Here is an 11,875-nt window from a genome sequence, read left to right as displayed (position 1 = left end):
TCTAAGGCATGACGTAAACGAGCGAAAGTTAAATCAGGCCCAAGCGTAACCATTGATTGCATCACTGGTGTTGAACTCGTTGAACCGGCAATTGCGATAAAGAACGCTGGCATGAAATCACGTAGTTTAATGCCCATCTGATTCGCAAGATCCATTAGGGTTTGGCTAACGGTGTCATTATTCCAAGTAAACTGACCTTCAAGACGCCAAATTGCAAATTGTAAACTTTGACGAACTTGCTCTTGAGTCAATTTTTTACTTTCAAACATTTCAGCAGTAATTTGTGGCATATGGTTAAAATAGAAACCAGCCCAATTCACAGCTTCTGAAAGTAAATTAATACGTGGTTGAATAGCGGCAGCAATGTCTTCCAAAGTGTTGCGATCACTCTTCCATGTTAATAAACGGTCTAATAGTTGACTTGGAGTTAACCCTTTGATCCACTGACCGTTAAGCCAGTTCAATTTTTCAACGTCAAAAATTGGTCCACCTAGTGATACACGCTGAATATCAAAGTTATCCATCATATCTTGTAATGTGAAAACTTCTCTTTCATCCGGCATTGACCAACCCATGCGGCCTAAATAGTTGAGTAAGGCTTCTGGTAATACACCGATATCGCGGTAGTAGTTAATTGATGTCGGGTTTTTGCGTTTAGATAGTTTTGATTTATCTGGGTTACGCAACAATGGCATGTGGCAAAGAGTTGGCATTTCCCAACCAAAATATTGGTAAAGCAACTGATGCTTCGGTGCAGATGGAAGCCATTCTTCACCACGCAATACATGAGTGATTTCCATTAAATGGTCATCAACAACGTTAGCCAAGTGGTAAGTAGGTAAGCCATCTGTTTTAAGAAGGACTTGCATATCGACTTGAGCCCAAGGAATTTCAACTTCTCCACGTAGCAAGTCGTTAAATTTACAAACACCTTCTTCAGGTACTTTCATACGAATGACATGAGGTTCACCCGCTTCAAGACGTCGAGTCACTTCTTCTTGAGAAAGTTTTAAACCGCGGCCGTCATATTTTGGTGTTTCGCCACGTGCTTGTTGTTCAGCACGCATTTGGTCAAGTTCTTCTGCGGTTGCGAAACAGTAAAAAGCATGACCTTTTTCAACAAGTTCTAATGCGTATTGCTTATAAATTCCCATACGTTCAGATTGGCGATATGGTGCATGTGGGCCACCTACATCTGGACCTTCAGACCAATTCAAACCTAACCAACGTAATGAATCCAAAATCATTTTTTCAGACTCTGGTGTAGAACGAAGTTGGTCTGTATCTTCAATCCTTAAAATAAATTCTCCGCCATGTTGTTTCGCAAAACACATGTTAAATAAAGCAATATAGGCTGTGCCAACATGAGGAAAACCGGTAGGGGAAGGTGCAATACGAGTACGAACTTTCATAGATAAAGGGTCAAAATAAAAATTGAAACTATTATAACGAAAAAGCCCAGTATTCTGACGTTTTATTTAACGTCAGGCTGGGCTAAAACTGAAACGAAGAGGGGGTGTTTCAGATTTTAAGAAGCATGGGGCTGAAAGATTGCCTGAACAAAACGTGAAAAACGTTCGTGTTGTGCAGCAAGAAAATTTTGAGTTGGTGTAACGCGAATCGTATTTAGAACTTTAAGCTCATCATTTGTAGAAGGTAACACAATAGGGTTACGTTTCTGCTGATCTAAAGCTTTTTCAATAAGCGAAGTCTGCTTCTCTGAACCAGTTTTGCTTGGAGTATCTTTAAGTACTGCTGCTGCAGAAAACTGTGATGCCAAACTCAGCACCAAACTTAAGCTTAAAGCTTTTCCATAATGAATTTTCATTGTTAATCATCCCCTCTGTTTCATTACATTTCATCTATTTTTTGAGTTTAACAAAATGTAAAATTACGGTAATGCTACGATTTAAACATAAATATTAATAAAAAAGTGGAACTGTGTCACACTTTTTACAAAATTTACCTATATTTTAAACTGGTCGACTCAAATGTAGACCCTATGTATCCTTTACGCTTCATTATTTAACAAATTAATGTGTAGATAAAGTGAAGGTCTAAAATAAGTTGTAAGAATAATTACAAAATTTTTCAAAAATGAAATAACTTAGACATTCTAAGCTATATATCTAAAAAAGATTAATAAAAAAGATATAAATATAAGTAATTGATTGTAAAAAATAAAATTAAAAATATAGTTAAACTAAAACGAATGATGGATTTTGTAAATGAAAAAAATATCAATAATAGCTGTCGCTTTATATGTGGGAATAGCAACAACAGCGGCTCAAGCAGCGACCTCTTTTTTAAATGTTTCTTATGATCCGACTCGAGAGTTCTATCAAGAATATAACCAAGCATTTGGTAAATTTTGGAAACAGCGAACAGGGCAAGACGTTGAATTCAAACAGTCACATGGTGGATCTGGCAAACAAGCCCGCGCGGTAGCCACAGGACTTGAAGCTGATGTAGTAACGTTAGCATTAGCGAATGATATTGATGAGATTGTGAAAGCTGGGTTTATTCAGCCGAACTGGCAAAAAGAATTCCCAAATAATTCTGCCCCGTATACTTCGACTGTCGTGTTTCTAGTACGAAAAGGTAACCCAAAAAATATACGCGACTGGAATGATTTAACAAAACCAGGTGTGGAAATTATCACTCCTAACCCTAAAACAGGTGGCGCACCGCGTTGGATTTATCTTTCTGCATGGGGATATGCATTAAAACAGCCAGGTGGAAATGACACTAAGGCTCGAGAGCTAGTTAAAAAACTTTATCACAATGTGAAAGTTCTAGATTCGGGAGCCCGTGGTTCACTTACGACATTTGCCGAACGTGGCATTGGTGATGTTTTGTTGTCTTGGGAAAATGAAGCTTTGTTGGCGACGAAAGGACCTGATAAGGATAAATATCAAATTGTTTATCCATCAATTTCAATTTTGGCTGAACCATCCGTAGCGATTGTAGATAAAACCGTAGATAAAGATGGAAACCGAACCTTGGCAAAAGGTTATCTGAACTTTTTATATTCACCTTTAGGCCAAGAATTGGCTGCTAAACATTATTTCCGACCGCGTAATGCTCAAGTGGCTGCGAAATATGCAGTGCAATTCCCAAAAATTAAATTATTTACCATTAATGATGTGTTCGGTGGTTGGGCTAAAGCTCAGAAAACTCATTTTGCAAACGGTGCTATTTTTGATCAAATTTATGATGGCAAGCAGTAAATAAAATGATCTAAAAACAATAGTCCAAAAAGAAAACTTAGAAGTTAAATATTCATAAAGAAAGTAAGCAAACTTAAAAAAGTAAGCTTGCTTTCTTTTTTTGCTTAAAAAATGCTAATAAAACGGTTTTATCTATGAAAAATTAATATTTTCCTACAAAAAGCCGTTTGGCGTTGGTCATAAACAAGGTGATAATGTGCAGTTACATTTTTACGCAATGATTTAACACCTATGTCGCATATTTCTGTCTTACTTTTTGAGACCGTTGAGAGCTTATTGGCAGATCGCACAACAGGGGTGTATATCGATGCAACCTTCGGACGAGGTGGGCATACACGTTTATTGCTCTCGAAACTTGATGAAAATGCACGAGTATATGCATTTGATAAAGACCCTCAAGCTTTGGAAGTTGCAGCTGCTTTGGCACAAGAAGACCCGAGATTTACCATTATTCATGCCAGTTTTGCTGATATTAAAGAAAAAATGCAGGAAATTGGTGTGGTGAGTGTTGATGGCATTATGGCTGACTTAGGGGTGTCATCTCCTCAACTCGACCAAGCTGAGCGTGGTTTCAGTTTTATGCAGGATGGTCCTCTAGACATGCGAATGGATAATTCTAAGGGGTTAACCGCAGCTGAGTGGTTACTTGAAATTGAAGAAGAACAATTAGCAAATATTATTTATCAATATGGCGAAGAACGTTATAGTCGACGTATTGCAAAAGCGATTAAACAAGCTGGAAAACTAGATACAACAGCCCAATTGGCAGAACTTGTTAAAACAGCTCATCCAAAGTGGGAAAAACATAAGCATCCAGCAACACGTACATTTCAGGCAATTCGTATTGCTATTAATAAAGAACTAGATGATATTGAAGTATTTTTACCACAAGCTGTAGACTTACTAAAACCAAAAGGGCGTTTGTCTGTGATTAGCTTTCATTCTCTTGAAGATCGCTTGATCAAACAATTTATTCAAAAAGAATCGACTTTGGCAGAAGATATTGGCTGGGGAATTCCTCAGCAACAGGTAGATACAAGAAGGTTAAAGAAAATTTCACGGGTTCGTGCGAGTGAAGAAGAAGTAAAAGCGAACCCACGTTCACGTAGTGCATGGCTTCGGGTTGCTGAACGCTTGGAACAAAAAGGCGCGTAATGAAAAGCAGTGATGAAATTGAAACCACCGAAAATAAAGTGGTGAAAAAAGTTGTGGCATACACCGTATTAGTGGCGCTTGTTTTTATCAGTGCCATGATGGTGGTTTTTCAAGTATTTGAATATCGTCATGATTATAGAGAGCTCAGCTCTTATATGCGTGAACGTGATGATCTCAATGCTGAATGGGGGCGTTTGCTTATTGAGCAACAAACCTTCGGTGCAACAGCACAGATTGGTACGCGTGCTGTAACCCAACTACGCATGTTTTCGCCACCTGCTGCAGAAACGGTGGTAATTTCTTTACCGATGACCTCAGAGCAAAATAAGTAAGGCCTTGCTGTATGGTAGATAAGCGAATAAAGCAAACACGGAAAAAACAGCAGTCTATTTCGGAAAAACCAACTCTTGCCTTCGATATGTGGCGGTTTTATCTGCTCTGGGCAACAGTATTGCTCTGTTTTGTTGTATTAATTGCACGTGCATTTTATGTGCAAGTGATTAATAAAGACTTTTTACAAAACAAGGCCAATGCCAATATTTTGCGTACGGAACGTATTGAGGCAATGCGTGGGGTTATTAGCGACCGTCATGGTGTGCCTCTGGCCATTAGTACGCCTATTATGAAAATTGTCATTGATCCACGTGATTACTTTGATACCAAGCATTTATATGACGAAATTACAGCCGAATTAAAAAAAGATCCGAATAATCGTAAGTTAAAACGACAATTACCAGATAAAAACTTAAACCTTGATGAGTTGGCGGATGTGGTTGGTTTAGATCGTGCAGATCTAAAAAAACAGATGAATGCGCGCCCACGTTCTCGTTATTTGGTTTTGAAAAAAGAAGTGCCGCCACAGCAGGCAGATCTCATTACAAAGGGTAACTTCCAAGGCGTTTATGCTGAGAAAACATATAAACGTTATTATCCTCAACCGCAGCCAAATGCTCAGATTATTGGTTTAACCAATAGTGAAGGCCAAGGGATTGAAGGCTTGGAAATGCAGTTGAATAAACAACTGTCTGGGGTAGATGGCGAACAAAAAATTATTCGTGATAAACGTGGTAACCGCTTAAAAGTTTCAGAGGTTATTCGTGAAGGTGAGCCAGGCGAAAACATCACTTTAAGTATCGACTCTCGTTTGCAATACATTATGTACCGTGAGTTGACTGCTGCTGGTGTCGCAAATAACGCCCGTTCGGCGACAGCAATTGCTGTAGATGTTAAAACAGGCGAAATTCTGGCTATGACCAGTTGGCCATCTTATAACCCGAATGATAAAAACGGTTTATCTAATAAAGATGCCATGCGTAACCGCGGTGCGATTGATATGTTCGAGCCGGGTTCTACCATGAAGCCTTTTACAGTTTCTGCTGCACTCGAAACTGGACAATATACGCCAAATACGATTGTCAACACTTCACCAGGTTCAATGCGTTTAGGCTGGCATACCATTCGTGATACGCATAACTATGGTGCTTTGACTGTCAGTGGCGTAATTATTAAGTCATCAAACGTAGGTTCGGCAAAAATTGCATTGTCACTTCCTAAAGAAACGTTACCAAGCTTCTTTAACCGTGCTGGCTTTGGTAAACGTTCTGCTGTGAAGTTCCCCGGTGAAAGCTCTGGTTTAGTACTTCCTGTAAGCAAATTAAACTCTTCCCAAATTGGTACCATGGCTTATGGTTATGGTCTAAATGCAACTATTCTTCAGTTGGCGCAAGGCTATGCAATGCTTGCAAACCATGGGGTAAAAATGCCTCTAAGTTTGCATAAACTCGATCAAGCACCTAAAGGTGAGCAAGTTCTTGCTCCAAAAATTGCTGATCAGGTTTTGCTTATGCTTGAGCAGGTGACGATGCCGGGCGGTACTGCAAAGCAAGCTAATATTCCGGGTTATCGCGTTGGTGGTAAAACAGGTACAGCTCATAAACTTCGTGCAGATCGTAAAGGTTATTCAAATAATGAATACCGTGCTTTATTTGCAGGCGTAGCTCCGATTAGTGATCCTCGTTTAGCGGTTATTGTAGTTGTTGAAAATCCACAAGGCCGTTATTACGGTGGTTTGGTTGCGGCCCCTGTTTTCGCACGAATTATGCAAGAATCATTGCGCTTAATGAATGTGCCGCTTGATAAGCCCCTTGATACTCCAGAAAATCCTATTCGCAGGTAAGCTATGTCTGTTTCTTTCCAAGAAATTAATCCAGTTGAGATCGATGCACAGTGGTCTAAACAGCCTTTTCAAGGCTTTAGTTTAGACAGTCGTAAGGTTGCGTCAGGCCAGATCTTTATCGCTTTGACCAGTTATAGCCAACCTGAAAAAACACGCGCTTTTGCTGAGTCAGCTTTAGCTAATGGTGCACTTGCCATTATTAGCGAGACGGAGTTGGGCGTAGCAAATGAGTGGGTGTGTTCTGATGTGCGTCAACGTATGGGTGAATGGCAAGAACGTTATTTACAGCATATAGATCCCGTAGTACCAGTGCGTATTATTGCAGTGACTGGTACAAATGGTAAAACCACAATTTCGCGTCTAGTGGCTGAATTAATTAGCTCTCAACAACAGCGCTGTGCTGTGATGGGTACTACAGGCAATGGTATTTTGCCAGACTTAACACCCTCAACGCACACTACGCTTGATGCTTTACAACTGCAAAATGCATTGCATGATTATGCAAAACAAGGTGCGACTTTTGCTTCTTTAGAGGCAAGTTCACATGGTTTGGAACAAGGTCGTTTAAATGGTTGTGCGATTGAGATTGCTGTTTATAGCAATTTGAGTCGTGATCATCTGGATTACCACGGCACTTTAGAGGCTTATGCAGAGGCTAAGGCTCTTTTATTCCGTTTTAGCTCTTTAAAAGTAGCTGTTATTAATTTAGATGATGAGCATGCTGCTCTCATGATCAATGCAGCAAAGCAAAATCCTGCTCAACCGAAAATTTTAACGTATTCACTTACTCAAAATACTGCTGATTATTATATTACTGACCTGAGTTACAGTTTAGCAGGAGCGACATTTAATTTAGTGAGCCCACAAGGTTCTTTTGCTGTGCAAAGTCCATTGTTAGGGCATTTTAATGTCGAAAACTTGGTTGCAGCTCTTATTGCTGCTGAGCAAGCAGGTTTTGATTTAAAAGCGTTAGTAGCTTTCGTTCCTAAACTAATTGGTGCCCCAGGTCGAATGCAGGTTATTCGTGATGGTGAGCGTTTATTTGTTGTTGATTATGCGCATACACCAGATGCATTAATTCAAGTGCTTAAAACCTTAAAACGTCATGTGTCTAATCAACTTTGGGCTGTATTTGGGTGTGGCGGGGACCGCGATCGCGGTAAGCGCCCATTAATGACTCAAGCAGCTTTAGACGGCGCAAATCCAGTTATTTTGACGTCGGATAACCCAAGAACAGAAGACCCTGAACAAATTTTTGCTGACATGAAGCAAGGAATCGACTTTTCAGGGCACCGTATGCATGAAATTCATGACCGCCGTGAAGCAATTAAATTTGTTGCACAGCAGGCTCAGGCTGGTGATATTGTTGTGATTGCCGGTAAAGGACATGAAAATTATCAAGAAATTAATGGTGTGCGTCACTGGTTTGATGATGTTGTTGAAGTGCGTTCTGCGATTGATGCACAACATCACACTGTAGACGCTGCTTACCCTGCACAATAGGACGAATTATGCATACTTCAACCACCAGTACCGTGCCTTTGGAACCGTGGACAGCTCAACAATTACAACAGGCAACACAGGGCTACTGGCATAAAGACCAGATCCCTCAAACTGAAATTAAACGTATTTTGACGGACTCGCGTCATGCGGAAACTGGGGATGCCTTTTTAGCACTAAAAGGTGAGCGTTTCGATGCGCATGATTTCGTTGCGCAAGTTGCTGCAAATGGTTGTCAAATAGCTATTGTTGAACGTCCGCTAGATGTAGATATTGAACAACTCGTTGTTGCTGACACCAGATTGGCTTTAGGGCAACTCGGCGCTTATCGCCGTGAGCAAAACTCACAATTAAAGGTGATTGCCTTAACGGGAAGTAGTGGTAAAACTACAACCAAAGAAATGCTGGGAAGTATATTGTCGCGCTTAGCACCGACACTAATCACCCGAGGGAATTTAAATAATGACCTTGGTGTACCAATGATGTTGCTAGAGCTTCGCAAAGAACATCAATATGCGGTGATGGAGTTGGGTGCAAGCCATCAAGGCGAGATTGATTACACATCAAAACTCGTTCAGCCTCATGTTGCGGGCATATTAAATATTGGTACAGCTCATTTAGGCGAGTTTGGTGGTCGTGAAGGTATTTGCCGCGCAAAATCGGAAATTTATCGTCACATTTTACCAAATGGCGTTGCAATCGTGCCGCAACAAGATGACTTCACTGCCGAAATTCTAGATGCTGCGAAAGCTCATCGTATTTCTACATTTGGTGTAGGAGGCGATGTCTATGCAACAGATGTGGAGTTATTGCCTCAATCAACGAATTTTATCCTTCATACACCACAAGGTAGTAGTGGAGTTAAGCTTCCTTTTGCGGGTGAGCATAATGTTCAAAATGCGACCGCAGCTGTAGCTTTTGCTTTAGCAATTGGTATTGGACTAGAAGATATTGTCCAAGGTTTAGAGCAAGCTCAAGGAGCGAAAGGTCGTCTTAACTTTATTCAAAAGTCACCTTACTTATTTATTGATGATACCTACAATGCCAATCCGACTTCTATGCGCGCTGCTGCACAAGTGTTGTTGCAGCAACAAGGCGTAAAAGTGATGGTCATGGGGGATATTGGTGAGTTAGGTAATAGCAGTTGGCAAGAGCATCATGATTTAGGTCGTGATCTTGCCGAACTCCCTTTAGATCATATTATTGCAGTTGGACAGTTCGCTCCAGCTGCTCTCGAGGGTGCAGACTCTCATTCTAATAAAGTGAAAGCATTTCAGACACAAGCTGAGGCACTTCCATTTTTAATCAATCTAATCCAAACACATCAACCCCAGTCCATGAGTTTCCTGTTTAAAGGTTCTCGCTTTACTCATATGGAAACGTTGATGGCTGATTTGATGGAGAAACTTTAAATGCTGTTATGGTTGTTTGAACAACTTGCGGGCTATCACAGCTCGTTTCAGGTCGTTCGTTATTTAACATTACGTTCTTTACTCAGTGTATTAACTTCACTGACCATTGGTCTGGTCCTTGGACCGATCATGATTCGTAAATTACAAGCGTTAAAATACGGTCAGGCAGTAAGTTCGTTTGCTCCTGAAAATCATGCTAAAAAAATGGGTACACCAACGATGGGTGGAATTTTAATTCTGCTTTCAATTGGTATTAGTACTTTGCTATGGGCTGATTTATCTAACCCTTATGTCTGGATTGTGCTTGGTGTAATGGTTGTATTCGGTGCTGTAGGCTGGGCAGATGACTGGATTAAAATTCGCTATAAAGACAATGCAGGTTTACCCGCACGTAAGAAGTTTTTCTGGACTTCTGTTGCATCGCTGGGTGCTGGTATTGCGTTATATTTAATTGCAACTCAACAGTCCAATGCAGAACATACGGCAAACATGCTGGATTTATTGATTCCATTCTTTAAGAATCTTTCAATTCCACTCTCAATTGTTCCTTTAGGTTTGGCATTTATTGTATTTACCTATCTGGTGATTAATGGTGCTTCTAACGCTGTTAACTTAACAGATGGTTTAGATGGCTTGGCAATTATGCCGGTTGTCATGGTGGCTACAGGTTTAGGCGTATTTGCTTACTTGTCTGGTGACATCCGTTTCGCTAACTATTTACATATTCCATATGTGAAATATACCTCTGAACTCGTAGTAATCTGTTCTGCCATGATTGGTGCAGGTTTGGCATTCCTTTGGTATAACGCGCATCCTGCTCAAGTATTTATGGGTGATGTCGGTGCTTTAGCTTTAGGTGCGATGCTTGGAACAATTGCAGTTATGGTTCGTCAAGAAATCGTATTTGCAATTATGGGTGGTGTATTTGTAATGGAGGCAGTATCTGTATTCTTACAAATTGGCTCTTTGCGTATGCGTAATAAACGTGTGTTCTTAATGGCGCCGCTGCATCATCACTATGAAAAGCAGGGCTGGAAAGAAACGCAAGTTGTGATTCGTTTTTGGATTATTACAATTATATTAGTAGTTTTAGGTCTAATGACTTTAAAATTGCGATAGATCTTATTTTAGTGTCAATATAAAGCCAGTTCTACTGGCTTTTTTTATTGGAGAGGTGAATGACAAAAGTTGCTGGTCTAGACCAATTATCGGTGATTAATCAAAAAGTAGTTGGAGAGGGCGAGGTATTACCTCAAGTTGTACTTAAAGATGGAAGTCAGGTTCAAACAGGAACTGTAGCAACAATGCTGCACAATATTGAATTATACAATGCAGGGCAAAGAGGACAAATTGAGGAAGAGCTAAAGATCGCAATTCCAACTTTAGTCAAGGTAGGTCTGTTTGATTTGTTTCAGGTAGATGAATGGATTAATGGTACAAATGCAGGTCGCACCTTTGTTGGACTACACGCAAAGACTTATTTACAACAAAAAGAACAAGAGAATAATTAAACGTGGCTAAGCAAGTTTTAATGTGTCCTGTGTGTCGTCAGTCCCTGAATTTAACTGAACGAACTTGGCGATGTGAGCAGGGACATAGTTATGATGTAGCTAAACAAGGCTATGTCAATTTACATGTGGTGCAACATAAACATAGTAAAAACCCAGGGGATACGCCCGAGTCAGTCGATGCGCGACGAGCTTTTTTGCAAGGTGGTTATTATCAGCCATTACAGCAAGCTGTAGTCGATTTATTAAAGCAACTAGATGTAAAAGCAATACTCGATATCGGATGTGGTGAGGGCTACTATACAAGTGCTATGCAGCAAGTTGTTGAACAGTGTGTTGGAGTTGATATTGCAAAAAACGCGGTACAACGTGCGGCAAAGCTCAACACTGAAGTAACTTGGGTGGTGGGAACAGGAGCAACTTTACCTGTATTGGATAGGAGTATGGATGCTTGCACCAGTTTATTTAGCCCAATTCCGCAAGCAGAAATTGCGCGTGTTTTAAAAGATGATGGCTATTTAATTGTTGTTACGCCTGCTTCTGAACATTTGTATGCCATGCGTGAGGCTTTATTTGAGCAAGTTAATCCTCACACACCAGAAAAGTTTGTAGAGCAACTAAAAAATTTGTTTGAGTTAAAGCAAGAGCAAATTATTGATGCGCCTTTTGTGCTCGATCAACAAGCCCTAAAAAATCTGATTGCTATGACACCTTATGCTTATAAAGCCTCTCCTGAGCGCCGTTCGCAGTTAGAGCAGCAGTCACAATTAGAAATAACTGCATCTTTTCAAATTTATGTCTTTCAGAAGCGCAATAAAAAAGCCATCTAACGATCTATTTTAAGAGCGCAAAAAAGAAGCCATCTGATGATCTGTTTTAAAAAGCGCAATAAAA

General features: G+C 40.2%; 11 protein-coding genes. 9 read left to right on the top strand and 2 right to left on the bottom strand.

The window, feature by feature from the left end:
• Positions 1 to 1,412: glutamate--tRNA ligase (gene gltX / locus J536_RS14365; protein WP_032063186.1), on the bottom strand; the 1,412-nt coding region annotated here is incomplete at its 3' end.
• Between the two features lie 116 nt (positions 1,413 to 1,528).
• Complete coding sequence (locus tag J536_RS14360) at positions 1,529 to 1,828, bottom strand: hypothetical protein (protein ID WP_002116889.1); 300 nt, start codon at positions 1,826 to 1,828, stop codon at positions 1,529 to 1,531.
• A gap of 400 nt (positions 1,829 to 2,228) precedes the next feature.
• Here J536_RS14360 and J536_RS14355 point away from each other — a divergent pair, with 400 nt between their 5' ends.
• The 9 genes from J536_RS14355 (at position 2,229) to J536_RS14315 (ending at position 11,811) form a co-directional block, all read left to right on the top strand.
• Positions 2,229 to 3,230, top strand: a complete 1,002-nt coding sequence (locus tag J536_RS14355; protein ID WP_032057238.1) for a sulfate ABC transporter substrate-binding protein — start codon at positions 2,229 to 2,231, stop codon at positions 3,228 to 3,230.
• 231 nt (positions 3,231 to 3,461) lie between these two features.
• Entirely contained in the window at positions 3,462 to 4,385 is a 924-nt protein-coding gene (gene rsmH, locus J536_RS14350) for a 16S rRNA (cytosine(1402)-N(4))-methyltransferase RsmH (protein WP_032063185.1), read from the top strand.
• Positions 4,385 to 4,717: a cell division protein FtsL gene (gene ftsL / locus J536_RS14345; RefSeq protein ID WP_002116847.1), complete on the top strand. Its 333-nt coding sequence runs from the start codon at positions 4,385 to 4,387 to the stop codon at positions 4,715 to 4,717. The genes rsmH and ftsL overlap by 1 nt, the downstream gene beginning before the upstream one ends.
• A gap of 11 nt (positions 4,718 to 4,728) precedes the next feature.
• Positions 4,729 to 6,561 carry a penicillin-binding protein PBP3 gene (gene ftsI, locus J536_RS14340; RefSeq protein WP_017400506.1) on the top strand — a complete coding sequence of 611 codons (1,833 nt, stop codon included), beginning with the start codon at positions 4,729 to 4,731 and terminating at the stop codon, positions 6,559 to 6,561.
• A 3-nt stretch (positions 6,562 to 6,564) separates the two neighbouring features.
• Positions 6,565 to 8,064 carry a UDP-N-acetylmuramoyl-L-alanyl-D-glutamate--2,6-diaminopimelate ligase gene (locus J536_RS14335; RefSeq protein WP_032063184.1) on the top strand — a complete coding sequence of 500 codons (1,500 nt, stop codon included), beginning with the start codon at positions 6,565 to 6,567 and terminating at the stop codon, positions 8,062 to 8,064.
• Between the two features lie 8 nt (positions 8,065 to 8,072).
• The gene (locus J536_RS14330) at positions 8,073 to 9,473 is read left to right on the top strand and encodes a UDP-N-acetylmuramoyl-tripeptide--D-alanyl-D-alanine ligase (protein WP_032057242.1); all 1,401 of its coding nucleotides are present in this window, start codon (positions 8,073 to 8,075) and stop codon (positions 9,471 to 9,473) included.
• A complete protein-coding gene (gene mraY / locus J536_RS14325; RefSeq protein ID WP_002116751.1) occupies positions 9,474 to 10,592 on the top strand; it encodes a phospho-N-acetylmuramoyl-pentapeptide-transferase in 1,119 nt (372 codons plus the stop codon).
• A 59-nt stretch (positions 10,593 to 10,651) separates the two neighbouring features.
• Positions 10,652 to 10,984, top strand: coding sequence for a hypothetical protein (locus J536_RS14320; protein ID WP_002116981.1), 333 nt, complete (start codon positions 10,652 to 10,654; stop codon positions 10,982 to 10,984).
• A gap of 2 nt (positions 10,985 to 10,986) precedes the next feature.
• Positions 10,987 to 11,811, top strand: a complete 825-nt coding sequence (locus J536_RS14315; RefSeq protein WP_080777164.1) for a putative RNA methyltransferase — start codon at positions 10,987 to 10,989, stop codon at positions 11,809 to 11,811.
• Positions 11,812 to 11,875: the final 64 nt, after the last annotated feature.

Origin of the sequence: Acinetobacter sp. 809848 (genome assembly GCF_000581275.1) — a bacterium.
In the GTDB taxonomy this organism is placed as follows: domain Bacteria; phylum Pseudomonadota; class Gammaproteobacteria; order Pseudomonadales; family Moraxellaceae; genus Acinetobacter; species Acinetobacter pittii.
The sequence above is the reverse complement of the archived record's forward strand: the minus strand, read 5'-3'. Positions and strand labels throughout refer to the sequence as shown.